This window comes from Burkholderia sp. BCC1998, assembly GCF_905339875.1.
Classification (GTDB): Bacteria; Pseudomonadota; Gammaproteobacteria; order Burkholderiales; family Burkholderiaceae; genus Burkholderia.
This window is the reverse complement of record NZ_CAJPHE010000029.1, coordinates 22,185-47,707: the sequence shown is the minus strand read 5'-3', so window position 1 is coordinate 47,707 and position 25,523 is coordinate 22,185. Positions and strand designations below refer to the sequence as shown.

Genomic DNA, 25,523 nt, shown 5'->3' with positions numbered 1-25,523 from the left:
CCCGCATGTCGCACCTCCCTCCCCTCAGCGCGCTGCGTGCTTTCGAGGCGGCCGTCCGCCTCGGCGGGTTCGCGCGCGCGGCGGCCGAGCTGAACGTGTCGACGAGCGCGATCAGTCACCAGATCCGCGCGCTCGAGGAATCGCTGGGTGCCCGCCTGCTCGAACGCAGCACGGGGCTCGGCGGCATCGGCCTCACGCAAGCGGGCGCCCGCCTGCTGCCGGCCGTCAGCGATGCGCTGTCGAAGCTGACCGACGCGTGCGCCGAGATTCGCGGCACCACCGCGCAACGGCTGACCGTGTCCGCCAACGCGCCGTTTTCGTCGATGTGGCTCGCACGCCGCCTCGCGGAATTCTCGTCGCTTCATCCCGACACGCCGCTGCATGCGGTCGTGGTCGACGACGAACCGGATTTCGCGCGCAGCGGCGTCGATCTCGCGATCGTGCACGTGCCCGCGCACCGGCTGCGCGCCGACGACGACATCCTGATGCGGGAGACCGTGTTTCCGGTGTGCAGCCCCGAGCTGTTCCCGTACGCATCCGGGTACGTGTGCCGCTCGCGGCTGCTGCAGGAGATGCACGAGGACAGCCCCGAGATCGACTGGCGCAACTGGGCCGTGCACTTCGGCCTGCCGGACGACTTCGAGACGAAGATCGTCCGTTACAGCAGTTTCAGCCAGGTGATCGGCGCGGCCGTGGGCGGCGCGGGCATTGCGCTCGGCCGTGTGCCGCTGATCGAGCCCGAACTGCGCAGCGGCCGCCTCGTGCCGCTGGTGCCGGGCCTCGAGCGCGATGCGTCGTGGCGCTTCGTGCTGCGCCGCAATCCGTCGGCACGGCACCGGCTGCTCGATCAGTTGATCGCGTTCCTGCGCCGCGAAGCCGATGCCCCGCCGCTCCAGCGCGCGAAGATCGTTGCGCCCGCATCCAATGACAGTCACGCGCGCGACGCGGGCGGTGCGTAGCGCGCCCGCGCGCACAGCGGGCGCAGGCATCGCCGGTTCGCTACCGCGTCACGGCGTCGCGAAGAACAGCGCGACGACGCACGCCATCCCGCCGGACCACACGAGCGAACGCAGCGACGCCCAGTTCAGCAGGTACATCAGCGCATAGACGACGCGAATCGCGACGAACCCCATCGCGAGCTGGTCGACGTGGTGCGCATTCGCGCCGTTGTGCCATGCGACGACCAACCCGGCCGTAAACAGCGCCAGCGCTTCCCACGCATTCTGGTGCGCGGCCTGCGCCCGCGCGCGCCAGCCTTCGAGCTTCGCGAGGTACTCGCGCGGCGTGTGGTTGTCGTAACCCTTGCGGGCCTTGGCCAGGAACGTCATCGGGAACGGCAACAGCGCCGCGATGAACAGGCACAGCTGGGACGTCGTCATCAAAGTCCCCTCCTTTATGATTACATTGATCAATGGCATGGTCGCGCAGAGCTTAGCATTGCGTCGCGCCGTTCGCGCACCGGTTTTCTAGACGGGAGACTCGGCAAGGCAGGCTGGCGAAGGCCGTGTCGACATGGATTCGGCACAAAAAATTCCACCAAATCGTCGACAAATACGTTAATTAAAACTGGTCGAACACCAATAAGATAGCGCTCGACACTGGCTAGGCGCGTAGTCGCGCCAGCCCGCTGCCTCGCGCCGCGCCGCCGCGCGCGCACCGAACGACTTTCGACCCGAGCCCGCCCATGCCCCGTCCCATCGTCGCCCATATCCGTCCCGACGCCGTCCGCCACAACCTCGACTTCATCCGCCGCACCGCCGCGCAATCGCGCGTATGGGCCGTGATCAAGGCCAACGCCTACGGTCACGGGATCGAGCGGATCTATCCGGGCCTCGCGGCCGCCGACGGCATCGCGCTGCTCGATCTCGACGAAGCCGTGCGTGTGCGGGAACTCGGCTGGGACAAGCCGGTGCTGCTGCTCGAAGGCATCTTCGAGCCGGCCGACGTCGAACTGGCCGATCGTTACCGGCTGACGGTGGCCGTGCACTGCGACGCGCAGCTCGACCTGCTGATCGCCGCGAAGCCTCGGCAACCGATCGACATCCAGTTGAAGATGAACTCCGGGATGAACCGGCTCGGCTACCGGCCCCACGCATTCCGTGCCGCGTGGGAGCGCGCGGCGGCCGCGCCGTCGATCGGCAAGATCACGCTGATGATGCATTTCGCAAACGCCGACGAAGGCGAAGTCGACTGGCAGCTCGAGCAGTTCGATGCGGCCACCGCCGGGATTCCGGGCGAGCGCTCGACATCGAATTCGGCGGCCGTGCTGTGGCATCCGCGCGCGCATCGCGACTGGGTCCGGCCGGGCACGATCCTGTATGGCGCGTCACCGACCGGCGCGTCACGGCACATCGCCGACACGCCGCTGATGGCCGCGATGACGCTGACCAGCAAGATCATCGGCGTGCAGACGCTCGCGCCGGAAGAAACGGTCGGCTACGGCCGCCGCTTCACCGCCGACCAGCCGATGCGGATCGGCGTCGTCGCGTGCGGCTACGCGGACGGCTATCCGCGCCACGCGCCGACCGGCACGCCGATCGCGGTGGACGGCGTGATGACGCGCGTCGTCGGCCGCGTGTCGATGGACATGCTGACCGTCGACCTGACGCCGTGCCCGGATGCCGGCATCGGCTCGAGCGTCGAGCTGTGGGGCGATCAGGTGAAGGTCGACGACGTCGCGGAAGCCAGCGGCACGATCGGCTACGAGCTGATGTGCGCGCTCGCGCGCCGCGTGCCGGTCGTGGTCGTGCCGTCCGGCGCGTCGACGGTGCAGCCGGCGCCGCGCACGGGCAGCTACGGGCGATAACCGGGGCGCGGATGCGGCGGCACGCTCGCGGGTCGCTGCGCATCCGGACGCTCGGAATCCGCTTGCGGGCCGCGTCGGGCGGTCCGCTTGTTTTGTGCGGTCTGCTTTTGCGGCCTGCTTTTGCCGCATGTACCGACGGCGAAGCACAGGCGGGACGCAGCGCGCAACCGGTCCACGGGCGCCACACACTACGAACTACGAACTACTCACGCCACGTCGGCTTGCGCTTCTCGAGGAACGCGTCGATCCCCTCGCCAGCGTCCTCTTCCATCATGTTGCGCGCCATCACGTCGCCCGCAAAAGCGTATGCGTCGTCCAGCGGCAGTTCTCGCTGCCGGTAGAACATCTGCTTGCCGTAGCGCACCGCCGCCGGGCTCTTCGCGACAATCTCCGCGACCTTGCGCGCGACGGCCGCGTCGAGCGCATCCTCGGGCACGGCCTCGTTGACGAGCCCCCACGCGGCGGCCGTCGCCGCATCGATGAAACGCCCGGTGACGAGCATGTCGAACGCGCGCTTCGCCGACACGTTGCGGCTCAACGCAACGGCAGGCGTCGAACAGAACAGCCCGACGTTGATGCCCGACACCGCGAAGCGCGCGGTGTCGGCCGCCACGGCAAGGTCGCATGCGGCGACGAGCTGGCAGCCGGCCGCCGTCGCGATGCCCTGCACGCGCGCGATTACCGGCACCGGCAGCGCGCGCATCGCGAGCATCACGCGGCTGCATTGCGCGAACAGCGTGCGGTAATAATCGAGTTCGGGCTTGCCGCGCATCTGCCGCAGGTCGTGGCCCGCGCAGAACGCCTTGCCCTGCGCGGCGAGCACGACACAGCGCACGTGCGGATCGGCGGCCAGCGAATCGAACGCGTCCTGCAGGCTCGCCAGCATCGCCTCCGACAACGCGTTGAACTGTTGCGGCCGGTTCAGCCGCAGCGTGACGACGCCGTCGTGGGCCTCGCGCAGCAGGATCGGCTCGGCTGTCTCGTGAATGGGTTCCATGATGCTCCGCTCGATGGGGTTCGATCGGACGCGAACCGGCGGCACGGGCAACACGCGTCCGGATTCGCGATCGACATGATCACGAATCGTCCTCCAGTTTGCGCGAGACGTCCAGCGAAGCGGACGGACCGCCGGCGCAGCAGACGTTCGCGGGAATCGGGCGGCGCGCCACTCGCGTGCGTGGTCAGGGCCGCGCGCAGGAGCGCACATCGCGAATTTCGCCCGTCGCGCCGTCCTGATTGCGGATCGCACGGCCTTGCGCGTACTCGGCATACTCGCTTGCGAACACCCCGTTACAACCGGCGACGCAGCGGTCGCGCGTCCCGAACCGCAACGTTGAACGCTCAAGCGGTACCGAGCCCGCTCCCGCCGAATATCGGCTCAGCCCGCGAGCTTCTTCAGCGCGTCGAGCACCGCATCGCCCTTGAACGGCTTCACGATCCAGCCCTTCACGCCGGCGGCCTTGCCGCGCTCCTTCATCGCCGGGCTGCTTTCGGTCGTCAGCATCACCACGTTGACCGACGTGTTCGCCAGCTCGCCGCGGATCTTCTCGACCATCGTCAGGCCGTCCATGTTCGGCATGTTCACGTCGCTGATCACGAGACGCACGCCGGGCGTCGCCTTGAGCTTCGCGAGCCCGTCCTTGCCGTCCACCGCCGTCGCGACGTCGAGCCCGTGATTGCGCAGGAAACCCGCGACTTCGTCACGCACCGTGCCCGAATCGTCGACCACCAGAATCTTTGCCATGCCGTCTTCCCCTTTCGTCGTTGCCGACTTCAACATTCAAAACAGTTCGAGTTCGCCCGCTTCCACCATCGGCCCCACGTCCTGCACGGATTCGCGGAAATCCTCCGGCGACCAGCTCAGGCTGAACACGAAACGCTGGTCGAGCCGCACCGACCGCCCCGATGCGGGGTCGGTCATCCGGTACTTGAAACAGAGCTGCGGACAGTCGCCGCCGAACGAAATGAACTTCTGCTTGTGATTGACGACGAGCGGCACCTGCACCGGATGGCGCGCAAGGGCCTCCGCGTCGCCGAGATAGCGGTTCTTGAACGCACCCCACACGAGGTTGGTCAGCTCGCCGAGCACGCTGTTCACGTCGCGGAAATCGGGTGCGCGGCCGTCGTCGCGCGTGCCGCCGATCATGTCGAGCAGCGGCTGCTCGCTCGTCTGCAGCAGCATGTAGCCGCGGCACCATGCGCTTTCCAGCGCGATCAGGCTGAACACCTCGCCGAAGATGATCTGGTCGCGCACGATGCACGGCGTGTCGCGCTCGATCGTCATGCCGGGGAACAGGCTGTCGAGCCGCGCCTCGGTGATCTCCGCGATGCCGCGCACCAGTGCGTTCGGGTAGTCGCGGCCGAACAGGTATTCGTCGATCGCGCGCTTGAGCGGCGTCAGGTCGTCGGCGACGTAGGCCGCGCACGCGACGCGTGCGAGCGCATCGGGCAGCCCGTCGCGCGACGCGTCTCCTGCATTCGACATGCGGCGCAGGATGATCGGCAGCTCGGGTCGCAGCGCATCGATCTGCGTCGCGACGATCGCGCTTTCGTCCGGCGAGCCGCCGTAGTCCTCGGCGAGCAGGATCGCGCCGAGATCGATGTTCGAGCGCAGCACCTTCAGCAGCCGGTTGCGCCGCACGGTCAGGCCGACCAGGTTGTGCTCGTCGCAGAAGCGCTTGAGCGTCGCCGCATGCGCGCGGCTGTCGTCGAGCACGAGCACCTTGCTGACGGGTTGATCTACGGTCATGTCGCGGAGTCCTCGCAATCGGTCAAAACAGTTCGAGCTCGCCGCCCGTGTCCACGCTCGCCGCTTCCGACACGTGGAAATCGACCGGCGCGTTCGCGCACACGCACAGCGTCGCGCCGATCCGCACGTCGCCGTCGAGCGTCACGTCGTACGCGGCCACGTGGCCGGGATTCAGCGCCTGCAGGTAGTCGATGCTCGCGCCGCTCAGCAGGTAAGGCGTCGACATCCCGAGATCGGGGAACGGCACGGTCAGCGCCTGGTTGATCGCGCCGCAGCACAGGTTCGCGACTTCCATGAACGCTTCGGGCAGCGGCCGCTGCGCGCTCGCGCCGGGCGCCGCCGCAGCGAAATGGCGGCGCGTCGGTTCGTCGTCGCGAAAACGCAGCGCGAGCAGCAGCCGGAAATGCAGCGCCGAGATCGTCAGCACTGCGACGTGTTCCGCGATCTTCGGCATCGCGCGCGACTTCGTGCGGGATGGGTCATGTGACGCATCATGTGGGTCGTCGTCAGCCGGCCGGATCTCGCATGCGCCGCCGGACGCGAGCCGCGTGCGCGCCGCATCGAAGAAGATCCGCTCGAAACCGGCGCGGGCCTGCGCGCTGATCACGCCGCCGCTCCTTCGAGCCGCGCATGCAACTGCCCCGCCAGCGTCTCGACCGTCGCGAGCGCGGCCGTGATCATCTTGCCGCCGGCCTGGATGTCCTGGAACGTCGCGGCCGTCACGAGATCGTTGCGGTTCAGGCTGTCGCGATAGCTGTTCGACAGTTGCTGCGAGCGCGCGGCAAGCCCGCGCACCTCGCTCGCGACGATCGAGAAGCCGCGTCCCGCGGCGCCCGCGCGCGCGGCCTCGATCGATGCGTTCAGCGAGACGATCGACACGTGCGCGACGATCGCCGACAGCTCCTGGTTCTTCGTGCGCATGTCCTGGTTCTGCGTGGTCAGCGAGATCATCTGCTCGTGCCAGCGCTCGAACGTGCCGGCCAGCCCGCGCAGGCGCGCGGCTTCGTCGGCGAGCTTCGCCGCATGCTGCGACAGCGCGGCGCGCTCGGCCGCGAGCGCCTGCAGCGCGTCGCGCTGCTCGCCGGTGCCGGCCGCCTCGCGCGCCCGCGTTTCCTCGAGTTCCGTTTCGCGGCGCGTCCATGCCTGTGCGGCTTCCGCATGTGCGGCCGCGGCTTCGTCGGCCCGCGCATCGGCCGCGCCGAGCGCGGCGCGCAACGCGTCCGCTTCGCGCGTCAGCGCGGCAACGAGCCGCGCGCGTGCGATGCGCCACGCGAACGCGGCGATCGCCGCGACCACGAGGCCGCCCGCCAGCGCGGCACCGATCGGGATCATCCACGCTTGCACGATCACTCCGTTGCGTCGACGTTCACGGCGTGCGCCGGCTGCCCGGCTTCGCGCGCCGCAGCGTTGGCCACGCCGTTGACCGCACCGTCCGCCGCGAAACGCGCCGGCAACGACACGATCGTCTCGAACGCGCGATACGACGCGCCGACGCGATCGTCGGTAAAGCGCAGCGCGATATCGCCGCCGTCGCGCTTCAGGAAGTTGCGCACCGCGTCCATCCCGACGCCGCGCCCCGATACCTCGGTCACCGCGCGCGCGGTCGAGAAGCCCGGGCGGAAGATCAGTTCGGCCACGGCTTCGTCGGTCAACCCGGCTTCGTTGCCGGCGTCGATCCAGCCGCGCTCGCGCGCGATCCCGCGAATCCGGTCGAGCGCGAGGCCGCGGCCGTCGTCGGCGAGCACGAAGCGCAGTGCATCGCCGTCGACGTCGACCGCGATGTCGATCTTGCCGGCCGGCGCCTTGCCGGCCGCGCGACGCTCGTCCGACGTTTCGATGCCGTGGTCGATCGCGTTGCGCAGCAGGTGCATGAACGCGTTCGCAAGCGTCGCGCCGATCTCGCTGCGCACGCGATGGCCGTTGCTGTCGATATGCACGACCGGCGCCGCCTTGCCGAGTTCGGCCGCGAGCGACGGCAGCGATTCGATCACGCCGCCCAGCGCATCGCCGATGCCCTGCGTGCCGAACTGGCTCAACAGGCGGCGCACCGAATCGCGCGCCGCGTGCCAGTCGCCCGCGTTCGCCGGATCGGCGCCGTCGAGCATGCGCAGGCTCTCGCTGATATGCGCGCGCTCGACCATCAGGTAGTCGGCGCCGCCATGCTGCGCCGCCTCGCCGTGGCGGCCGAGCGTGACCGCGTTGATCGTCGCGTAGCGGTCGACCGCCTCGCGCACGCGGGCGAGATCGTCCATCAGCGCATCGCGGTTCCACTCGGGGCCGCCGTCGGCGCGGCGCAGCGATTCGTACGCCTGCTCCGCTTCGTGCACGATGTTGGTCAGGTGCTGCAGGCTGTACGTGCGCGCATTGCCCTTGATCGTGTGCATGTTGCGGAACAGCGCCGCGACGATCGAGTGATCCGCGCGTTCGTGCTGGCGGATCATCCGCTCGTTCTCGCTGAGGAAACCCTTCGCGCTGTGCACGAAGTCGTGGAACTTGTCCTGGCTGATCGACAGGATCTCGCCGATCATCTCGAGGCGGCGCTGCTGCTCGCCGGCCTGCGCGGTCAGCTCGCGGATCTCCGTCACGTCGCGCACGCACAGCATCAGCCGCACGACCGTGTCGGTCTCGTCGGTGATCGCCGACCAGCTCAGGTCGAGCCATTTCTCGCGGCCGTCCGGCATCCGCTTCGCGACTTCGTTGACCAGCAGGTGCTCGTTGAACGCGAAGTTCATGCTGTCCTCGCCGAGGCACGCATGCACGGCCGCGTCGACCTGCGAGCGCGCGTCGGAACCGATGCCCGAATCGTCGAACACGAGTGCCATCAGGTCGCGGCCGGCGATGTCGTTCGTTTCGAAGATGGTTTCGAGGTAAGCCGAATACTCCGCATGCACGACCCCGCCCTCGACGACCGTCAGGATCCCCTGCTGCATGTTCTGCAGCATCGCCTGGATGTCGGCCGTCTTCTGCTTCAATTGCGCGGCATTCTCCTGGATCTTCTCGATCATCCCGTTGAACGCGACGATCGAATGGCCGATCTCGTCCATCCGGCCCACCGGCACGCGGCGCGTGAAGTCCTGGCTCGTCGCGATCTCGCTCATCGCCGTCTGCATCCCGATCAGCGGACGCGTGATCTGGCGATACAGCACGAAGCCGAGCGCGGTCAGCAGCACGACCACCGTGCCCGCCACCCCCGCGATCGCGGTGGCCGTCGTCGCGAGCATGCCGTTCAGTGCACGGATCGCGTCGTCCTTCTGGCGGTTCTTCTCGACGCGCAGCGTGTCGACGATGCTTTCGAGTTCGTCGCGATACTGCGCGACGTTCGCGAACAGGTACGCCTGCGCCATCTCGGGCTTGCCGTCGGTCTTCATCTTCACGGTGTCGTCGATCGCGGCGAAGTAGTTCGCGGCGCTGTCCTTCGCCTGCGCGACGAGGCCTTCCTGTGCGCGGCCGACCGCCGATTTCGCCTGGGCGTCGAGCGCGGCGCGCAGCGCACCCTGCTTCGCCTTCAGCTCGTCGCGCGCCTGCGCGGCGGTGTTCGCGTCGGGCGCGTACACCAGCGTCATCGTCGCGATCTGGATATTCTTTACGTCCGCGACGAGATCCGCCGACGCGAGCGCGCTCGGCACGATTCCCTGGGTAACCTGACGCACCTCGGACGCGCTCTTGCGCGTCTGGTACACGGCGTACACGCCGATCGCGGACAACGCGAAAAACGTCAGGACGACTAGCAGCGTAATGCGATGACGGATGGTCATGAGTACAGCTCCCCGCAGCGATTCGGCTTCGATCGCGCTCTGGCCTATTGAAAGAATGTGAGCGGCGAATTATCGGGGATGGTGTATGACCGTCCGATGACTGAAAATCAATCGGCCGTTGAGGAAATCGCAATGATTAATTGCGACGGGAAAATCCTAAAGTTTTCCGCGAATGCGCCGTTAACCTTCGGCGCCTCCAGGCTCTGGCCGCTTGCCGGGCCGCGCGGAATAATCGCATCCGGAAATTTATTCTTCGATTCTCGATTCGGCAATTCAATCCGGTCGAATACCGGTGAAACGTTTGCGCATTATCCGTGAATCGAATCGCTCGCGCAGTCATCTACGCGCGATAACGGAGATCATGCGCGGGCCGGGTCGGCGGGCCGCGTCATTGCCGCTCACGGATCGAGCGCACCGCCCGACCAGCCTGCCGACGGCCGCGACCCGGTCAGCTTCAACGCGACGTCGCCCTGCGCGACCAGTCGCTCGCGATTGCGCGTGACGATGCGCCCGGCTTGCGGCGCCACCAGCACGTGCTCGCTGCCGGGCACGCCCGGCTGCGCGACGATCCGCGCGATGCGCTCGCCGGCATCGACCGTCGCGCCGAGTTCGCGTTCGTACACGAGCACGCCCGACACCGGTGCGAGCACGGTTTCCATGTGCGCGATCGGCACGGCGTCGCCATGCCAGTCGCGCACGCCGGCCGGTTCCGCGATCACGCCGCGGCCGCGCAGGAACGCAAGGACGCCGTCGGCATCGCGTTCGGCGAGCGTGTCGGACACGTCGGATTGGCCGCGCAGTTCGATCGTCGCGACGAGTCGCTCGCGCAAACCGCCGTTGCGCGCCCAGTGCGCGGCGATCGCGCCTTCGAACGCGCCGTCGTCGTCCTCGTCCCACAGGATCGCGACGTCCACGCCGAGCGCGGCCGCGAGATCGCGGCCGGCCGGCCACAGATCGCGATGCAGGTATACGTACGGCAGCGCCTCGGAATCGGTGTGCAGATCGAGCACGATGTCGGCGTCGCACGCGGCGTCGAACACCGTGCGCTGCCACGCGGCGAACGTCGTCGCGGGCCGGCGCGCCGCAGCCGATTCGTGGAAATGCCGGTTGAAATTGCGATGCGTCGCGTCGTGGAAGCGGCCGAGCAGCCGCCCTTGCCGGAACTGCGCGAGCCCGAGCGGATTCGCCTGCGGCACGACCGTCACCGTGCCGCGCAGCGCGCCGCGATCGTGGGCCGTGCAAAGTTGCGGCAGCAACCGGTGCAGCACGAGCATGCCGGCGATCTCGTCCGCATGCACGCCGGCCTGCAGGTGTACGCGCGGCCCGTCGCCGCCCGATAGCCGCCACGCGCGGATCGCGAGCGGCTGGCCGCCGTCGCCCTGCACCTGCCACGTCAGCGTTTCGATCATCGTCGCTCCTCCTTCCGGTTCCGGATATGCATCACGACGCCGCGCGCGCGTTCCCGCCGAGGCTCGCGACGAATGCCGCGATGCGCTCGCACGCGTCGGCGAGCTTCGCATCGTCGACGACGAAGCCGAAGCGCACGAAACCCGACGCCGTCTCGCCGAACGCGCTCGCATCGAGCAGCGCGACCTGCTTCGCGCGGAACAGCCCCCACGTGAAACCGTGCGCATCCAGCCCCGTGCCGCGCACGTCGACCATCATGAACATCCCGGCTTCCGGCAGCAGGCAGCGCAGCCCCGGCACGTCGCGCAGGCGCGCGTACGCGAGGTCGCGGCGGCGCCGATACAGCTCGCGCATGTCGGCGACGATCGCGGCCTTGTTGTCGAGCGCGGTGACGGCCGCCTGCTGGACGAAGCCGGGCAGTCCGTACAGCATGCACAGCGCGAGCCGTTCCGCATGCTCGATCAGCTCGGCCGGGCCGATCGCCCAGCCGACCCGCCAGCCCGGCATCGCATGCGATTTCGACAGGCTGCCGATCGTCACCGTGCGCTCGGCCATCCCCGGCAGCGACGCGATGCTGACCATGTCGCGCTCGAACGTCAGCTCCGCGTAGACCTCGTCGGACACGACCCACAGGTCGCGCTCGCATGCGAGCCGCGCGATCCGTTCGAGATCGGCGCGCGGCATCACGACGCCGGTCGGATTGCACGGCGTCGCGAAGAAGATCGCCTTCGTGCGCGGCGTCACGGCCGCTGCGAGCGCGTCGACATCGAGATGAAAACCGCGAGCCGCATCGACCGGCACCGGCACGAGCGTCGCGCCCGACGCGCGTACGCTGGCTTCGTACGTGAGGTACATCGGCTCCGGCACGAGCACCTCGTCGCCGGCCTCGCACAGGCACAGCGCCATCGCGAACAGCGCGTTCTGCGCGCCGGCCGTCACGATCACGTGCTCGGCACCGACCGCCTGCCCGCACGCCTTCGCATGCTCGCGCGCGATCGCCGCGCGCAGCTCGGCACGCCCGCGCACTTCGCTGTAGTGCGTATCGCCGCCGCGCAGCGCGGTCACCGCGCGTTCGACGATCACGTCGGGAGTCGGGAAATCCGGATCGCCGACGCTCAGCACGATCGCCGGCTCGCCTGCCGCGACGGCAGCCTGCGCCGCGTAATGAATGTCCCAGGCGGTCGTGCGCTTGCCCTGCAGGCGCTCGACCAGCTTCGAATAGTTCATGTGTTCTCCGTCGCGCGGCGCACGCCCGGCCGCCGCGCCATCAAGGGTTCGTTCAACGCGGCATGCGCACCGGCACACGCCGCTCGAGCCGGCCGAACGCGCGCTCGATCGCGAACGCGAGCACGACGTAGATCACCGCGATCGCCAGCAGCGGCTCGTAGGTCCGCAAGGTCTGCGCGCGGATGTAGTTCGCGGCGCCGAGCACGTCCATCACCGCGACCGTCGACGCGAGCGCGGTCGATTTCAGCAGCATCACCGTCTCGCCCGCGAGCGTCGGCAGCAGGATCTGGATCGCGCGCGGCAGCCACACGCGCCGCGCGATCATCGACGGGCGCATCCCCATCGCGCGCGCGGCCTCGATCTCGCCCTTCGGCACACCGCGCAGCCCGGCGCGCAGCACTTCGCCGACGTACGCGCCGACGCTGATCACCAGCGCGAACGCGACGTACCAGAAGCCGTCGCGCAGGAACGGCCACAGCACGCTGTCGCGCAGCGCGGGCCAGCCGGCGAACAGCGAGCCGACGCCATAGTAGATCAGGTAGATCTGCACGAGCAGCGGCGTGCCGCGGATCACTTCGGTGAACGCCTTGCTCACGCGCGCGACGACTGCATTGCCCGACAGCCGCGCGAACGCGACGGCGATCGCGAGCCCGAAGCCGAACACGGCCGACACGACGAGCAGCTTGACGGTGGTCAGCACGCCGAGCAGCAGCAGCGACCCGTAGGAAGACAGTACGCTCAGATCCATGGCATTGATCCGGTTCGGTCGAAAGATGCGTGGAAAGGCGGGACGTGGGTCACGGCGCGGGTCACGATGCGGGCATCCAGCGGCCGAAGCGCCGCTCGATCTCGCGGAACAGCATGCCCGACAGCGACGTGATCGCGAAATACACGGCCGCGACCATCAGGTAGTAGTGCAGGTACTCGCGCGTCGAACCGGCCGCCTGCTTCGCGGTGTAGAGCAGCTCGCTGTAGCCGACCACGCTGATCAGCGCGCTGTCCTTCACGAGGATCAGCCACAGGTTCGTGAAGCCGGCCAGTGCATACGGCGCCATCGCGGGCAGCGTCACGCGGCGGAACACGAGCACCGGCGGTGCGCCGAACGCGCGCGCGGCTTCGATCTGCCCGTACGGGATCGCGAGGATCGCACCGCGGATGATCTCGGCCGCATACGCGCCCTGCACGATGCCGAGCACGATCACCGCGGCCGCGAAGCCGTTGACCGCGACCGGCCCGACGCCGATCGCCGTCATCAGCAGGTTGATCGCGTCGGTGCCCGCGTAGTAGAGCAGCAGGATCAGCAGCAGCTCGGGCACCGCGCGGCACAGCGTCGTGTAGCCCTGCGCGAGCCGCTCGAACGCGCGCACGCCGGACAGCTTCGCGACCGCGCCCAGGAGCCCGAGCACGATGCCGACGACGAACGCGCCGAGCGAAATCTCGAGCGTCACGCCCGCGCCCTGCAGCAGCGCGACGCCCCAGCCGTCCGGGTCCATGCCCAGGTAGCTCACCCATCCCCAACCGTCCATGCCGCCTCCTCGTCCGTGCGTGGCGCCCGTCGGCGCGAAATCGTGCGATCAGTGCGGCCAGAGGTCGATCGGGAAATACTTCTTCGCGATCTGCGCGTACTTGCCCGACGCATGCAGCTGCTCGAGCGCCTGGTCCATCTGCTGCTTGAGCGGCGCATCGGCCTTGCGCATTCCCGCGCCGACGCCGTAGCCGAAGATCGCCGGATCCATCTTCACGCTGCCGGGGCCTTTCAGCTCGAACGTCGCACCGTCCTTCGACTTCAGGAAATCGAGAATGCCGAGCTGGTCGAGATACATCGTGTCGATGCGGCCCGCGACGAGGTCCGAGTTGCAATCGTCCTGCGTGTTGTAGAGCCGCACCGTCGCGGTCTTGCCGTACGCCATCTTGATGAACTCGGCGTTCGCGGTCGAACCCTGCACGCCGATCACCTTGCCCTTCAGGCCGTCCGGCGTCAGCGTGAGCTTCTGGTTCTTCGCGCCGACGAAGGTGCCCGGCGTCTCGTAGTACGGCCGCGAGAACGCGATCACCTTCTGGCGTTCCGGCGTGATCGACATCGAGTTGAAGATCACGTCGATCTTGTCGCTGAGCAGCGCCGGGATGATGCCGTCCCACGCGACTTCCTTGATCTCGCACTTCGCCTTCATCTGCTCGCACACCGCGCGGATCAGGTCGGCCTCGAAGCCGCTCCACTGCCCGGTCGGGCTCTTCATCAGGAACGGCGGATACGGCTCGGCGGCGACGCCGAAGCGCAGCACGCCCGACGACGCATGCGCGGAACCGAACGGCGCAAGCGCCGCGAGAACGAGACTCAACAGGCACAGCAGACTGCGAACGACACGCTTCATGGTCGGACTCCTGGCTGGAAAGATACGAAATCGGTACGGCCGGTATCGGTGTGGCCGGCCGCGCAGGCACGCACGCGCGGGCCGTGCCATCGGTTCAGTGACGTTGCCGGTGCGCGTTGACGAACTGGCGGCAGCGTTCGCTCTGCGGCGCATCGAAGATCTCGGCCGGCGTGCCGCTCTCCTCGACGCGTCCCTCGTGCAAGAACAGCACCTTGTTCGACACGTCGCGCGCGAATGCCATCTCGTGCGTGACGAGGATCATCGTGCGGCCTTCACACGCGAGATCGCGGATCACCTTCAGCACTTCGCCGACGCGTTCGGGATCGAGCGCGGAAGTCGGCTCGTCGAACAGCATCACTTTCGGCCGCATCGCGAGCGCGCGCGCGATCGCGACACGCTGCTGCTGGCCGCCGGACAGGAACGCCGGATAGACGTTGCGCTTGTCGGCGAGGCCGACGCGTTCGAGCAGCTGCTCGGCGCGCGCGAGCGCTTCGGCGCGCGGTTCGCGCAGCACGTGCACGGGCATCTCGATCACGTTCTCGAGCACCGTGCGGTGCGCCCACAGATTGAAGCTCTGGAACACCATGCCGAGCCGCGTGCGAATGCGTTCGACCTGGCGCGGATCGGTCGGCACGGTGTGGCCCTTGCGGTCGAGCTTCAGCCCGATCTCCTCGCCATCGACGACGACGCGCCCGCGGGTCGGCGTCTCGAGCAGGTTGATGCAGCGAAGCAGCGTGCTCTTGCCCGAGCCGCTCGCGCCGATCAGCGAGATCACTTCGCCTTCGCGCGCGCTCAGCGACACGCCCTTCAACACCTCCAGCTCGCCGAACCGCTTGTGCAGGTCCGTCACCTGTACGCGCTCCTCGACCGCCGTCTTCACGCTCTCCACCCGCGCCAACATGCTGTCTCCTGTGTCGAATTCTCACGCCCGTCCCGCGCGGGATCGCGGCGTCTTGTTGAATGGCCGACCAACCTCATGCGGAGTCGAGTATAGGCTCTGTTGAACAAGGGTTCAACAGATTTCAATAATCCGGAAGCAAGGGTTTTCGCGGGTTCCATCGCTGTAATTGAACAAGCGTCCGACACTCCCCTATAATCGGTGCCATGACGATTCCGTAAGGTCACCCCGTGAAAAAGACTTCTGGCAGCGCACCGGTTCAGACCCGCAGCCGCGGCATCCGAGAAACACCCGCGGTGCGGCAGCAATCGATCATCGACGCGACGATGCGCTGCATCGCGCGCTACAGCTATTCGGAAACCACGATCGACCGCATCTGCGCGGAAGCGAAGGTGTCGCGCGGGCTGATCAACCATCACTTCCAGTCGAAAGACGAGCTGATGGCGCAGACCTACAAGCGGCTCGCGGCCGACCTGCTCGACGTGTCGCGCGCGGCCGCCGCGAACGCGACGGGCCCCGAGGACAAGCTCGACGCGATCATCAAGGTGTGTTTCGCCGCGCCGGTGTTCGCGCCGAAGAACGTGAAGGTCTGGCTCGGCTTCTGGAGCGTCGCGCACAGCGATCCGGTGATCCGCAAGGCGCACAAGGAGCTGTATGCCGGCTACCGCCAGGCGTTGAAGAAGCTGTTCGACCAGATCGCGGAAGTGCGCGGCGGCACCGTCGACAGCGAACTCGCCGCGCTGACGCTGACGGCGGTGATCGACGGCTTCTGGCTCGAACTCGCGCGCGACCCGACGTCGTTCACCGCGGAAGACGCGCTGACGAGCTGCCTCCGCGTCGTCGATTCGTTCCTGCCGCCGTCGAAGACGGCGCGCAAGCGCGCGTAACGCACACAACGCGCCGCAACCGGCACGACGGCCTCGCATCGCGAGGCCGTTCTCATTTTCAGGCCGCACGAATCTCGATCAGGTACGGCGCATCGTGCGCGGCCGCTTCGCCGAGCGCACCGGCCAGCGACGCACCCTCTTCGACGCGCTGCGCACCCCATCCATACGCGCGCGCGAGCGCGACGAAATCGGGCGTATGCAGATCCACGCCGACCGGCTCGACGCCGCCGTCGATCATCGCACGCTTGATCTCTCCGTAACCGCCGTTGTTCAGCAGTACGACGATCACGCGCGCGCGATGCTGCACCGCGGTGCCGAGTTCGGCGAGCGTGTACTGGAACCCGCCGTCGCCGGCGAGGCAGACCATCGGCCGCGATGCATCGCCGAGGCTCGCGCCGACCGCGGCCGGCAGCCCGTAGCCGAGCGAGCCGAAGCCGACCGACGCATTGAACCAGCTGCGCGGACGCGACGCCGCGAAGCCGACGTTGCCCGCATAGACGATCCGCGTCGAATCGCCGACCAGCGCCGCATCGGGCAGCGCGTCGCGCACGCTGTCGAGCAGCGCGAGATCGCGCCGCATTTCGTCGTTCAGTTCCTGCCGCGCGGCCAAACGGCACGTCGCCGCGCGCTCAACGCCGCCGCCGTCAGCGCGGGCCCGCGCATCGCCCGGCCACACGCGCCGCAGCGCGCGCAGCGTTTCGCCGACGTCGCCGAGCAGCGGCAGCGCGGGCACCGCATTGCGGCACAGCTGCTGCGGATCGATGTCGATCCGCACGAGCGGCGCGGGCATCGAGAAGCTGCGCGTCGCATACAGGTCGTAATCGGTCGGGCCGAGCTCGGTGCCGAGCGCGACGATCAGGTCGCTGTCGCGCATCAGCGCGCGCACCGCGTCGCCCGACGCCGACCACGACACGCCGAGCGGATGCGCGCTCGGCAACACGCCGCGCCCGTTGATCGTCATCACGACCGGCGCGTCGAGCGTCTCCGCGAGCCAGCGCACGTCGGCGGCCGCGTCGAGCGCGCCGCCGCCCGCGAGAATCAATGGCGCGCGCGCGGCGGCGGCCTTCGCACGCAGTGCGTCGATGCCGTCGGCCGATGCGGGGCCGGGCGTGATGCGCGGCGGCACGGTCGGCACCGACGGCAACGTGTCGGCCGGCGCCGCGAGCACGTCGAGCGGAATCTGCAGATGCACGGGGCGCGGCCGGCCGCCCGAGAACACCGCGAACGCGCGTGCGATCGCCTGCGGCAGCGCGTCGGCGCGCGGCACCGTGTAGCTGAACGCGGCGATGTTCTCCGCGAACGCATGCTGGTCCGGCAGTTCGTGCAGATGGCCGTTGCCGGAGCCGATGTCGCCGGACGCGTTGACGCTCGAAATCACCAGCATCGGAATCGAATCCGCATACGCCTGCGCCATCGACGTCGCGATGTTCGTCATGCCGGGGCCGGTGATCACGAAACACACGCCGGGCTTGCCGGTCGCACGCGCATAGCCGTCCGCCATGAAGCCGAGGCCCTGCTCGTGGCGTGCGCTCACGTGGCGCAGCGCACTGCCGGCGAGCCCGCGGTACAGCTCGATCGTATGCACGCCGGGAATGCCGAACACCGTGTCGACGCCGTAGGCGGCGAGCAGGTCGACCAGGTACATGCCTACTGTTTTCATGTGATTTCCATCGTTCAGGGTAAGGAGGTGGATCGCGCGCGGCCCCGCGAGGCCGTCAATGCGCGAGCCCCGGCAACAGTTCGCGCACGCCCTGCGCGAGCATCTGGAACGCGATCGCGGTCAGCACGATGCCCGACAGCCGCTCGACCAGCGTCCTGCCGATCTCGCCGAGCCGTCGGCACCACGACGCCGAGCACGCATACGTGAGCCCGATCACGCCCGCGTGCAGCACGCACGCCGCGCTCAGCGCCAGCAGGTCGGCCGGCGTATGAAAGCGCGTCGCGGTCGTGATCACGAGCGACATCACCGCGCTGCCGATCGATAGCGGGAAGATCAGCGGCACCGCGATGTAGCTGCGCCATTGCGCATGTTCGAGCCGCGTGTCGCCGCCGCTGCGCTCGTCGTTCGCCGTGCCGCGCATCATCGGGATCGACCACAGGCACAGCACGAGGCCGCCCGTCAGCGTCAGCGCACCGAGCGTGAGACCGAGCATGCGCAGCAGGAACTGGCCCCCCCACACCGCTCCGATCATCAGCGCCGCAATCCACGCGAACAGCCTGAACGCGATCTGCCGCTGTGTCACGTCGGGAAAATGCCCGGTGACGGCCGCATACATCGGGATCGCGACGGGCGGACAGAACAGCGTCAGGAGCCCGGTCAGGAACAGCAGCACGTCGCTCGACGTCAGGGTCATCGCTCGAACTCACATGCGGTCGGGTGGATAAGCGGCGCGGCGGCGACGCGGCCGGGCGCGATCAATCCTGCGTGGCGTCCTGCGGCGCGCGTTCGCGCGGCCGCATGTCGCCGTCGAAATCGTCGAGCGTCGGAAACGCCATCGGTTCGTGCCGGTCGAGCTCTGCGAGATAGGCGTCGTAGCGTGCGAGCACGGCCGCGCGCTCCGCGTCGCCGATGTACGGCACGTGATAGCCGACGAACGACGGCAGCACGTCGAAGCCTGCGTAGCCGAGCGTGCCGCGCAACACGTGGCGCAGCATCAGGTCCATTTCGCCGTGCACGCCGTCTGCACCGAACATGTAGTCGCGGCCGCCGCACGTATAGGCGAGCAGCGCGCGCTTGCCGCGCATCCCGCCGCGATCGTAGAAGCGCACGCCGCCGTACACCTTGCCCGACACGAGCACGCGGTCGATCCAGCCTTTCATGATCGCCGGCACCGAGCACCAGAACAGCGGAAAGCTCAGGATCAGCAGGTCGCACGCGGCGAGCTTGTCGAGTTCCGCGGCGATGTCCGGCGCGATCGCGTGCGCGGCGACGTTCTCGCGCTGCTCCAGCGCGTAGACGAGATAGTCGGGGTTCTTGCGCACGCCGAAATCGGCCGCGCTCGCGACCGGATTCCACTGCATCGCGTACAGGTCGGACACCGTCACGGTATGCCCCTGCGCTTCGAGCGTGCTCACCGCGCGGTGCAGCATCGACGTCGTGAACGACTGCGGTTCGGGATGGGCGTGAACGATCAGGACTTTCATGGTGCGAGTTTTCTCCGCGACGTAACGTTGAACTGCTGGATTCAGACGGACCCGGCCGCACGCTTGCGCAGCAGCGACAGGCCGATCGCGACGCAGGTCGCGACGAGCAAAAGCGTGGATACCGACGCGATCGCCGGATCGACGTTCTCGCGCATGCCGTCCCACATGCGGCGCGGCAGCGTATAGACGTTCCGGCTCGAGATGAACAGCGTGACGACGAGCTCGTCCCACGACAGGATGAACGCGAACACCGCGGCCGACAGCACGCCCGGCCGGATCGACGGCAGGATCACGTAGCGCAGCGTCTGCGCGACGTTCGCACCGAGGCTGCGCGATGCCTGCTCGATGCGCAGCCCGACGGTCGCGAGCGATGCCGAAACCGCCACCACGACGTACGGCACCGACAGCACGACGTGCGACAGGATCGCGGCGGGATAGCTGTCGAGCATCCCGAGTTCGCCCCACAGCCGGTAGAACGCGAGCGCCGACACGATCGGCGGCACGATCAGCGGGAACAGGATCACGCCGCGCACGAACTCGCCGCGCCGCGACGCGACTTTCCACAGCCCGATCGCGCACAGCGTGCCGAGCCCGACCGAGATCGCCGACGACACCAGCGCAATCAGCCCGCTCTGCAGGAAGCTCGACACCCAGCCGTCGTCGTCGAGCAGCACGCGGTAGTGCCGCAGCGACAGCGCGCCGTCCGGCATCGACAGGTAGTCGCTCGGCGTCAGCGAGACGGGCACCGACACGAGCAGCGGCAGCATCAGGAACAGGATCGCGGCCCACGCGATGCCGACCACGAGCGCGCGTCCTGCGGTCATTCGGGTGTTCATCGGAACCTCCTCCGTTCGGGTCAGCGCGCGCCGAACAGCTCGCGCAGGTCGACGAAACGCGCGAGCAGCGCGAGCGCGGCCAGGATCGACGCCAGCAGCAGCGACGCGAGCGCCGCCCCGCTGCCCCAGTTCACGAGCTGCAGGATCTGTGTGCTGATGTATTCGGCGATCATCACGGTGCGGCCGCCGCCGAGTATCACCGGCGTCACGTAGAAGCCGAGCGAGAAGATGAACACGAGGATCGCCGCGCCGACGATGCCCGGTCGCGTCTGCGGGAAATACACGTTGCGGAACGTGACGAACGCGCCCGCGCCGAGCCCCTGCGAGGCACGCGCGAGCTGCGGATCGATGCCTTTCATGTTGGCGTACAGCGGCAGCACCGCGTACGGAATCATGAAGTGGATCATCCCGATCACGACGCCGACCTCGTTGCGCATCAGCGGCAGCGGCGCGTCGATCAGCCCGATGCGCAGCAGCAGCGTGTTGACGAGCCCCTGCTCGCCGAGCAGGAACAGCCACGAGAACGCGCGCACCAGCACCGACGCCCAGAACGGCACGAGCAGCCCGAACATCAGCGCCATCCGTTGCCGCGGGCCGACGTGCGCCATCGCATACGCAATCGCATAGCCGAGCGCGACCGAACACGCGGTCGTGACCGCGCACACGCGCAGCGTGGTCCACAGCACGCGATGCACGCCATGATTGCCGAGCAGCCGCGCATAGTTGTGCAGGCCCGGCTCCGGCACTGTGAAGCCGAGCCACAGCACGCGCACGAGCGGATACACGTACAGCACGATCAGCACCGCGAGCAGCGGCACGACGAGCAGCCAGTAACGATCGGCCTTCGCGCGGCCGAGCGGGACCGCGCCCGCGACGGGAGTAGACAGGGTATTCATGGCGTCACGCTCGCGAGGCGGCTCAGGACGACATCAGGTCGGTGTACTGCGCGAGCGTCGCTTCGTAGTGCTGCGCCCACCACTCGGGATTCACCTTGCACTGCTTTGCCCAGTTCTCCGGCGTGCCCGGGTTGTCGGCGCGTAGCGCCTGCGGCACCGCGGCGGTCGCGGCCGACGTCACCGGCCCGTTGCCGAGCAGCGACAGCAGGCGCACCTGCGGCTCGACGCCCTGCACGAACTTGATGAACTGCCAGACGGCATCGCCCGACGGATTGTTCTTCGGCACGCCCCACACGTCGCACGACGCGAGCCCCTGCTCCCACGTATAGCGGAACCGGCCATTGCTCTCGCGCTGGATCACGTTCGCGCGCGTATGCCAGATGCACGCCATGCTGACTTCGCCGTTGCGCAGCAACTGCAGGCTGTCCGCGCCCGAATCCCACAGCAGCACGTTCGAGCGCAGTTCCTTCAGCTTTTTCAGCGCGCGCGGCACGTCGATCGGATAGACCTTGTCCTTGTCGACGCCGTCGGCCATCAGCGCGGCTTCGAGCGCGCCGCCCATCCATTTCCACAGCCCGCGCTTGCCCGGAAACTTGCCGACGTTCCAGAAATCGGCCCAGTTCTTCGGCGGATTCGCGCCGAACTTGCGCGCGTCGTAGACGAGCACGTAACTCAGCAGGTACGACGGCACGCCGAAGTCCGATGCGAGCCCCGGCAGCGTGTTGCGGCCGACGACCGAATAGTCGATCGGCCGCAGGAAGCCCTGCTTGCCGAGCTTGATCGCCGCGAAGCCGTCGAGATCCATCACGTCCCAGATCACGTTCCGGTTCTCGACCATCGCCTTGATCTTGCCGTCCTCCGGCGACGAGTCGTAGCCCATCCGGATGCCGCTCGCCTTCGTGAACGGGTCCATGTACGCGGAGCGGAACGCCGAACGCGCTTCGCCGCCCCATGCGCTGAGCACGATTTCCTTCGGGTTCGACGCGAGTGCGTCCTTCGCGCCGAGCGACAGCAGCGTCGGCGCGATGCCGGCCGCCGCGCACAACCGCAGAAAATCGCGGCGGCGCTGCGACGTCGCCGGTTGAAGTTCGCGTGCTTGGTCGAGCAGGTCCTGCAGATGGCGGTTCGTCATGGTGTCTCCTCCAGGCTGGTCAGCGCCCGCACGCGTCTCGTCGTTTTCGGGCATCGGTGAATCAGTGAATCCGTCAGTCGGTGAGTCGGCGGCGACGGCGGCTCGTGCCGCTTCGCGCGGGATGCAGCGTGCGCCGCGTCAGTCGGCCGCGATCCGGCACGTCGCGTCGCGCTCCCACTGCACGAACACGTCCATGCCGCTGCGTGGTGACGCGAGCCCGCGCCATGCGGGCACGTCGGCCGTCACGCAGCCGAGCGCCGGCGTCTCGATCTCGAAGCGGTACGACGAACCGAAATAGCTCCAGTGGCGAATGCGGCCCGCAACTTCGTTGTGCGCGCCGCCGCACGACGTCGCCGACACCGCGACCTTCTCCGGGCGCAGCGCGAACAGCAGCGGCTCGTCCGGCCGCGCACCGCACGCAGGCGCGACGAAGCGCGCATCGCCGACGCGGTAATGCGTCGTCGAAGCATCGCCGCCGAGCGCGACACCTTCGATGAAATTGCTCTTGCCGAGGAAGTCCGCGACGAAGCGGTTGGCCGGCTGCTCGTAGAGCCCGTCCGGCGTGCCGATCTGTTCGAGCCGGCCGTCGCGCATGATCGCGATCCGGTCCGACATCGACAGCGCTTCCTCTTGGTCGTGCGTGACGAACAGGAACGTCGCGCCGAGCCGCTCGTGCAGCGCCTTCAGCTCGACCTGCACCTCGCCGCGCAGCTTGCGGTCGAGCGCGCCGAGCGGCTCGTCGAGCAGCACGAGATCGGGATCGAACACCAGCGCGCGCGCGATCGCGACGCGCTGCTGCTGGCCACCCGACAACTGGCGCGGCAGGCGATCGGCGAGATGGCCGAGCCGCACGAGATCGAGCGCGGCCTTCACGCGCTTCACCGCGTCGGGCCCCTTCTGCTTGCGCACCATCAGCGGATACGCGACGTTCTGTTCGACCGTCATGTGCGGAAACAGCGCATAGCCCTGGAACACCATCCCGAAGTTGCGCTTCTCGGGCGGCAACGCGACGATGCTGCGGCCGCCGACGCGCAGGTCCCCGCTGCTCGGATGCTCGAAGCCCGCGACGATCGTCAGCAGCGTCGTCTTGCCCGAACCCGACGGCCCGAGGATCGTCAGGAACTCGCCGCGCGGAATGTCGATCGTCGTTTCGCGCAGCGCGTGCACGCCGCCGTAGCGCTTCGACACGCGATCGATCTGCAGGCCCGCGCCGCCCGCCGCATGCCGCGCCGCTGCCGCGCGTGCCGCATGCGCCCCGGTCCTGCCGTCCTCCACACCTGCCGACGTCTCCATCACCGCGCTCATCGTGTGTCTCCTGGTCGACTCACAATTGGGTTGAACGTTCATTTAACAGAACTTATACTATGCCGAAATGCGGTCCGCAAGTAGCGGCGACCCTTGCCGGCTCTGACACCACCCCGACACACAACAACCAGGAGACAGTGATCAGCATGAGCATCGAGGACATTCGAATCGAACGGCACGACGGCGTCGTGACCCTTCGCCTGAACCGCCCGGCGAAACGCAATTCGCTCGCGCGGCCGCATCTCGACTTTCTTCGCGAGACGCTCGACGCGCTCGCGAACGATCCGGCCGTGCGCTGCGTCGTACTGACCGGCACCGGCAGCGCGTTCTGCGCGGGCGCGGACGTCGACGAATGGGCCGAGGCCGAGCGCAACGGCGAACTCGACACCTACGGCTGGACCGAGCGTGCGCACCGTTTCGTGCAGACGCTCGCCGCATTTCCGCGTCCGACGATCGCCGCGCTGAACGGCTCGACGGTCGGCGCCGGCACCGACATCGGCTTCGCGTGCGACTTCCGCATCGCGAGCACGGCCGCGACACTGCGCTGCGGGTATACGGGCATGGGCTACAGCCCCGACATGGGCGGAAGCTGGTTCCTGCCGCGCATCGCGCGCCCGGACGTCGCACGCTGCTTCATCTTTCTGAACGAACGCTGGAACGCGCAGGATGCGCTCGCCGCGGGGCTCGTGTCCGAAGTCGTCGACGCCGACGATTTCGCGACGCACGTCGCCGCGTTCGCCGCGCGTCTGGCGCAAGGGCCGAGCGTCGCGTTCGGCCACACCAAGGCGCTGCTCGCGCAATCGCTCACGCACACCCTCGCCGAGCAACTGCGCGGCGAGCTGGCGGCCGGCGTCGCGTGCGGTCACAGCGAGGACGGCCAGGAAGCGCTTCGCGCGTCGGTCGAAGGTCGCGCACCTCATTTTGTCGGGAGATGATCGATGGATTTTTCGCTGACCCAAGAGCAGGAAATGCTGGTGACGTCGCTGCGTCAGTTCGTCGAGAAGGAACTGCAGCCTCATGAATTCGCGGTCGATCGCGCGGACGACGTACCGCCCGAACTCGCCGACTCGATCCGCCGCAAGTCGCTCGAGCTCGGCTTCTATGCGTTCAACATGCCCGAGAGCGCCGGCGGCCCGGGGCTCGACTACGTGACGCAGGCGCTCGTCGAACGCGAGCTCGGCCGCACGAGCTGGGCGCTGCACGTGTTCGTCGCGCGGCCGAGCAAGATCCTGATGGCGTGCAAGGGCGACCAGGTCGAGCGCTACCTGAAGCCGGCCGTGCGCGGCGAGCGCGTCGACTGCTTCGCGCTGACCGAGCCGGGCGCCGGCTCCGACGCGATGGGCATCCGCACGCGCGCGGTGCGCGACGGCGACGACTACGTGATCAACGGCAGCAAGCACTTCATCAGTCACGCGGACACGGCCGACTTCGTGATCCTGTTCGCCGTCACCGGCGAGGAGGAAGTGCGCGGCCAGAAGCGCAAGCGCGTGACCTGCTTCCTGATCGACAAGGACACGCCGGGCATGACCGTGCGGCGCGGCCCGCACTGCACGAGCCTGCGCGGCTATCACCAGTCGGAGATTTTCCTCTCCGACTGCCGCGTGAGCGCCGCGCAGATCCTCGGCGAAGAGCATCGCGGCTTCGAGCTCGCGAACGACTGGCTGACCGCCGGCCGCGTGATGGTCGCCGCGAACAACATCGGCCGCGCGCAGCGCGCGTTCGAGATGGCCGCCGAATGGGCCGCGACGCGTCATCAGTTCGGCAAGCGCATCGGCGACTTCCAGGGCACGTCGTTCAAGCTCGCGGACATGCAGACCGAGATCCGCGCGGCGGAACTCGTCACGCTGTACACCGCGCAGAAACTCGACCAGGGCACGATGACCGACGGCGACGCCGCACTCGCGAAGCTGCTCGCGACCGAAACGCTCGGCCGCGTGACCGATCACGCGGTGCAGATCTACGGCGGCATGGGGCTGATGGACGAACTGCCGATCGAGCGCTTCTGGCGCGATGCGCGCATCGAGCGCATCTGGGAAGGCACGTCCGAGATCCAGCGCCATATCCTGTCCAAGGAAATCCTCCGACGCTACAGCTGACGCGAATCGTCGC

At 68.2% G+C, this 25,523-nt stretch carries 26 protein-coding genes; 6 read left to right on the top strand and 20 right to left on the bottom strand.

Features of this window, described 5'->3' with window-relative positions; genetic code table 11:
• Window positions 1–5: 5 nt before the first annotated feature.
• Window positions 6–959 carry a LysR family transcriptional regulator gene (locus tag U5A56_RS33000; protein ID WP_321926717.1) on the top strand — a complete coding sequence of 318 codons (954 nt, stop codon included), beginning with the start codon at window positions 6–8 and terminating at the stop codon, window positions 957–959.
• A 48-nt stretch (window positions 960–1,007) separates the two neighbouring features.
• On the opposite strand, the gene U5A56_RS32995 is transcribed toward U5A56_RS33000, so the two are convergent.
• Window positions 1,008–1,379 carry an MAPEG family protein gene (locus U5A56_RS32995; RefSeq protein ID WP_044843943.1) on the bottom strand — a complete coding sequence of 124 codons (372 nt, stop codon included), beginning with the start codon at window positions 1,377–1,379 and terminating at the stop codon, window positions 1,008–1,010.
• A 305-nt stretch (window positions 1,380–1,684) separates the two neighbouring features.
• Here U5A56_RS32995 and alr point away from each other — a divergent pair, with 305 nt between their 5' ends.
• Window positions 1,685–2,806 carry an alanine racemase gene (alr, locus tag U5A56_RS32990; protein WP_257775344.1) on the top strand — a complete coding sequence of 374 codons (1,122 nt, stop codon included), beginning with the start codon at window positions 1,685–1,687 and terminating at the stop codon, window positions 2,804–2,806.
• 202 nt (window positions 2,807–3,008) lie between these two features.
• Here alr and U5A56_RS32985 read toward each other — a convergent pair whose 3' ends face one another.
• The 6 genes from U5A56_RS32985 to U5A56_RS32960 form a co-directional block, all read right to left on the bottom strand.
• Window positions 3,009–3,803, bottom strand: a complete 795-nt coding sequence (locus tag U5A56_RS32985; protein WP_124667701.1) for an enoyl-CoA hydratase — start codon at window positions 3,801–3,803, stop codon at window positions 3,009–3,011.
• A gap of 381 nt (window positions 3,804–4,184) precedes the next feature.
• On the bottom strand, window positions 4,185–4,550 hold the full coding sequence (locus U5A56_RS32980) for a response regulator (protein WP_006765703.1): 366 nt from the start codon (window positions 4,548–4,550) through the stop codon (window positions 4,185–4,187).
• Window positions 4,551–4,586: 36 nt separating this feature from the next.
• Complete coding sequence (locus tag U5A56_RS32975) at window positions 4,587–5,555, bottom strand: chemotaxis protein CheX (RefSeq protein ID WP_044843940.1); 969 nt, start codon at window positions 5,553–5,555, stop codon at window positions 4,587–4,589.
• Window positions 5,556–5,577: 22 nt separating this feature from the next.
• Window positions 5,578–6,162, bottom strand: coding sequence for a hypothetical protein (locus tag U5A56_RS32970; protein WP_321926712.1), 585 nt, complete (start codon window positions 6,160–6,162; stop codon window positions 5,578–5,580).
• The gene (locus U5A56_RS32965) at window positions 6,159–6,899 is read right to left on the bottom strand and encodes a methyl-accepting chemotaxis protein (protein ID WP_321802349.1); all 741 of its coding nucleotides are present in this window, start codon (window positions 6,897–6,899) and stop codon (window positions 6,159–6,161) included. Before U5A56_RS32965 ends, U5A56_RS32970 begins: the two co-directional genes overlap by 4 nt.
• Window positions 6,900–6,901: 2 nt before the next feature.
• Complete coding sequence (locus U5A56_RS32960; RefSeq protein ID WP_321926711.1) at window positions 6,902–9,310, bottom strand: ATP-binding protein; 2,409 nt, start codon at window positions 9,308–9,310, stop codon at window positions 6,902–6,904.
• 96 nt (window positions 9,311–9,406) lie between these two features.
• Here U5A56_RS32960 and U5A56_RS32955 point away from each other — a divergent pair, with 96 nt between their 5' ends.
• Window positions 9,407–9,628, top strand: coding sequence for a hypothetical protein (locus U5A56_RS32955; RefSeq protein WP_321926709.1), 222 nt, complete (start codon window positions 9,407–9,409; stop codon window positions 9,626–9,628).
• A gap of 80 nt (window positions 9,629–9,708) precedes the next feature.
• Here the strand turns inward: U5A56_RS32955 and U5A56_RS32950 are convergent, their stop codons facing one another.
• From U5A56_RS32950 to U5A56_RS32925, 6 genes are all read right to left on the bottom strand, one after another.
• Window positions 9,709–10,719: a succinylglutamate desuccinylase/aspartoacylase domain-containing protein gene (locus U5A56_RS32950; protein ID WP_321926707.1), complete on the bottom strand. Its 1,011-nt coding sequence runs from the start codon at window positions 10,717–10,719 to the stop codon at window positions 9,709–9,711.
• A 31-nt stretch (window positions 10,720–10,750) separates the two neighbouring features.
• On the bottom strand, window positions 10,751–11,944 hold the full coding sequence (locus tag U5A56_RS32945; RefSeq protein ID WP_321926705.1) for a pyridoxal phosphate-dependent aminotransferase: 1,194 nt from the start codon (window positions 11,942–11,944) through the stop codon (window positions 10,751–10,753).
• Between the two features lie 52 nt (window positions 11,945–11,996).
• A complete protein-coding gene (locus U5A56_RS32940; protein ID WP_044843935.1) occupies window positions 11,997–12,692 on the bottom strand; it encodes an ABC transporter permease in 696 nt (231 codons plus the stop codon).
• A 61-nt stretch (window positions 12,693–12,753) separates the two neighbouring features.
• On the bottom strand, window positions 12,754–13,470 hold the full coding sequence (locus tag U5A56_RS32935) for an ABC transporter permease subunit (RefSeq protein WP_321926703.1): 717 nt from the start codon (window positions 13,468–13,470) through the stop codon (window positions 12,754–12,756).
• A 48-nt stretch (window positions 13,471–13,518) separates the two neighbouring features.
• A complete protein-coding gene (locus U5A56_RS32930; RefSeq protein WP_257775333.1) occupies window positions 13,519–14,316 on the bottom strand; it encodes a transporter substrate-binding domain-containing protein in 798 nt (265 codons plus the stop codon).
• Between the two features lie 94 nt (window positions 14,317–14,410).
• Window positions 14,411–15,217 carry an ABC transporter ATP-binding protein gene (locus tag U5A56_RS32925; protein ID WP_321926701.1) on the bottom strand — a complete coding sequence of 269 codons (807 nt, stop codon included), beginning with the start codon at window positions 15,215–15,217 and terminating at the stop codon, window positions 14,411–14,413.
• Window positions 15,218–15,444: 227 nt separating this feature from the next.
• On the opposite strand from U5A56_RS32925, the gene U5A56_RS32920 reads away from it, so the two are divergent.
• Window positions 15,445–16,101 (top strand): TetR family transcriptional regulator C-terminal domain-containing protein, encoded by a 657-nt coding sequence (locus tag U5A56_RS32920; RefSeq protein WP_321803863.1) that lies wholly within the window; start codon window positions 15,445–15,447, stop codon window positions 16,099–16,101.
• 58 nt (window positions 16,102–16,159) lie between these two features.
• Here U5A56_RS32920 and U5A56_RS32915 read toward each other — a convergent pair whose 3' ends face one another.
• From U5A56_RS32915 to U5A56_RS32885, 7 genes are all read right to left on the bottom strand, one after another.
• On the bottom strand, window positions 16,160–17,761 hold the full coding sequence (locus U5A56_RS32915) for a 5-guanidino-2-oxopentanoate decarboxylase (protein ID WP_321926699.1): 1,602 nt from the start codon (window positions 17,759–17,761) through the stop codon (window positions 16,160–16,162).
• 55 nt (window positions 17,762–17,816) lie between these two features.
• On the bottom strand, window positions 17,817–18,455 hold the full coding sequence (locus U5A56_RS32910; RefSeq protein ID WP_124522953.1) for a MarC family protein: 639 nt from the start codon (window positions 18,453–18,455) through the stop codon (window positions 17,817–17,819).
• A gap of 61 nt (window positions 18,456–18,516) precedes the next feature.
• Window positions 18,517–19,245, bottom strand: coding sequence for an NAD(P)H-dependent oxidoreductase (locus U5A56_RS32905; RefSeq protein ID WP_321811702.1), 729 nt, complete (start codon window positions 19,243–19,245; stop codon window positions 18,517–18,519).
• Window positions 19,246–19,286: 41 nt separating this feature from the next.
• Window positions 19,287–20,081 carry an ABC transporter permease gene (locus tag U5A56_RS32900; protein ID WP_044843928.1) on the bottom strand — a complete coding sequence of 265 codons (795 nt, stop codon included), beginning with the start codon at window positions 20,079–20,081 and terminating at the stop codon, window positions 19,287–19,289.
• Window positions 20,082–20,101: 20 nt separating this feature from the next.
• Window positions 20,102–20,977, bottom strand: coding sequence for an ABC transporter permease (locus U5A56_RS32895; protein WP_321926696.1), 876 nt, complete (start codon window positions 20,975–20,977; stop codon window positions 20,102–20,104).
• A 22-nt stretch (window positions 20,978–20,999) separates the two neighbouring features.
• Window positions 21,000–22,109, bottom strand: a complete 1,110-nt coding sequence (locus U5A56_RS32890; RefSeq protein ID WP_321926695.1) for an ABC transporter substrate-binding protein — start codon at window positions 22,107–22,109, stop codon at window positions 21,000–21,002.
• A 138-nt stretch (window positions 22,110–22,247) separates the two neighbouring features.
• Complete coding sequence (locus U5A56_RS32885) at window positions 22,248–23,414, bottom strand: ABC transporter ATP-binding protein (protein ID WP_321926693.1); 1,167 nt, start codon at window positions 23,412–23,414, stop codon at window positions 22,248–22,250.
• 146 nt (window positions 23,415–23,560) lie between these two features.
• On the opposite strand from U5A56_RS32885, the gene U5A56_RS32880 reads away from it, so the two are divergent.
• Entirely contained in the window at window positions 23,561–24,349 is a 789-nt protein-coding gene (locus tag U5A56_RS32880) for an enoyl-CoA hydratase/isomerase family protein (RefSeq protein ID WP_321926691.1), read from the top strand.
• Between the two features lie 3 nt (window positions 24,350–24,352).
• Complete coding sequence (locus tag U5A56_RS32875; protein WP_044843923.1) at window positions 24,353–25,510, top strand: acyl-CoA dehydrogenase family protein; 1,158 nt, start codon at window positions 24,353–24,355, stop codon at window positions 25,508–25,510.
• Window positions 25,511–25,523: the final 13 nt, after the last annotated feature.

What these genes read in the sequence shown, in the direction of transcription:
- U5A56_RS33000 (WP_321926717.1), top strand. Translation starts at nt 6, where the DNA reads ATGTCGCACCTCCCTCCCCTCAGCGCGCTGCGTGCTTTCGAGGCGGCC.
- U5A56_RS32995 (WP_044843943.1), bottom strand. Translation starts at nt 1,379, where the DNA reads ATGACGACGTCCCAGCTGTGCCTGTTCATCGCGGCGCTGTTGCCGTTC.
- alr (WP_257775344.1), top strand. Translation starts at nt 1,685, where the DNA reads ATGCCCCGTCCCATCGTCGCCCATATCCGTCCCGACGCCGTCCGCCAC.
- U5A56_RS32985 (WP_124667701.1), bottom strand. Translation starts at nt 3,803, where the DNA reads ATGGAACCCATTCACGAGACAGCCGAGCCGATCCTGCTGCGCGAGGCC.
- U5A56_RS32980 (WP_006765703.1), bottom strand. Translation starts at nt 4,550, where the DNA reads ATGGCAAAGATTCTGGTGGTCGACGATTCGGGCACGGTGCGTGACGAA.
- U5A56_RS32975 (WP_044843940.1), bottom strand. Translation starts at nt 5,555, where the DNA reads ATGACCGTAGATCAACCCGTCAGCAAGGTGCTCGTGCTCGACGACAGC.
- U5A56_RS32960 (WP_321926711.1), bottom strand. Translation starts at nt 9,310, where the DNA reads ATGACCATCCGTCATCGCATTACGCTGCTAGTCGTCCTGACGTTTTTC.
- U5A56_RS32955 (WP_321926709.1), top strand. Translation starts at nt 9,407, where the DNA reads ATGACTGAAAATCAATCGGCCGTTGAGGAAATCGCAATGATTAATTGC.
- U5A56_RS32950 (WP_321926707.1), bottom strand. Translation starts at nt 10,719, where the DNA reads ATGATCGAAACGCTGACGTGGCAGGTGCAGGGCGACGGCGGCCAGCCG.
- U5A56_RS32945 (WP_321926705.1), bottom strand. Translation starts at nt 11,944, where the DNA reads ATGAACTATTCGAAGCTGGTCGAGCGCCTGCAGGGCAAGCGCACGACC.
- U5A56_RS32940 (WP_044843935.1), bottom strand. Translation starts at nt 12,692, where the DNA reads ATGGATCTGAGCGTACTGTCTTCCTACGGGTCGCTGCTGCTGCTCGGC.
- U5A56_RS32935 (WP_321926703.1), bottom strand. Translation starts at nt 13,470, where the DNA reads ATGGACGGTTGGGGATGGGTGAGCTACCTGGGCATGGACCCGGACGGC.
- U5A56_RS32930 (WP_257775333.1), bottom strand. Translation starts at nt 14,316, where the DNA reads ATGAAGCGTGTCGTTCGCAGTCTGCTGTGCCTGTTGAGTCTCGTTCTC.
- U5A56_RS32925 (WP_321926701.1), bottom strand. Translation starts at nt 15,217, where the DNA reads ATGTTGGCGCGGGTGGAGAGCGTGAAGACGGCGGTCGAGGAGCGCGTA.
- U5A56_RS32915 (WP_321926699.1), bottom strand. Translation starts at nt 17,761, where the DNA reads ATGAAAACAGTAGGCATGTACCTGGTCGACCTGCTCGCCGCCTACGGC.
- U5A56_RS32910 (WP_124522953.1), bottom strand. Translation starts at nt 18,455, where the DNA reads ATGACCCTGACGTCGAGCGACGTGCTGCTGTTCCTGACCGGGCTCCTG.
- U5A56_RS32905 (WP_321811702.1), bottom strand. Translation starts at nt 19,245, where the DNA reads ATGAAAGTCCTGATCGTTCACGCCCATCCCGAACCGCAGTCGTTCACG.
- U5A56_RS32900 (WP_044843928.1), bottom strand. Translation starts at nt 20,081, where the DNA reads ATGAACACCCGAATGACCGCAGGACGCGCGCTCGTGGTCGGCATCGCG.
- U5A56_RS32895 (WP_321926696.1), bottom strand. Translation starts at nt 20,977, where the DNA reads ATGAATACCCTGTCTACTCCCGTCGCGGGCGCGGTCCCGCTCGGCCGC.
- U5A56_RS32890 (WP_321926695.1), bottom strand. Translation starts at nt 22,109, where the DNA reads ATGACGAACCGCCATCTGCAGGACCTGCTCGACCAAGCACGCGAACTT.
- U5A56_RS32885 (WP_321926693.1), bottom strand. Translation starts at nt 23,414, where the DNA reads ATGAGCGCGGTGATGGAGACGTCGGCAGGTGTGGAGGACGGCAGGACC.
- U5A56_RS32880 (WP_321926691.1), top strand. Translation starts at nt 23,561, where the DNA reads ATGAGCATCGAGGACATTCGAATCGAACGGCACGACGGCGTCGTGACC.
- U5A56_RS32875 (WP_044843923.1), top strand. Translation starts at nt 24,353, where the DNA reads ATGGATTTTTCGCTGACCCAAGAGCAGGAAATGCTGGTGACGTCGCTG.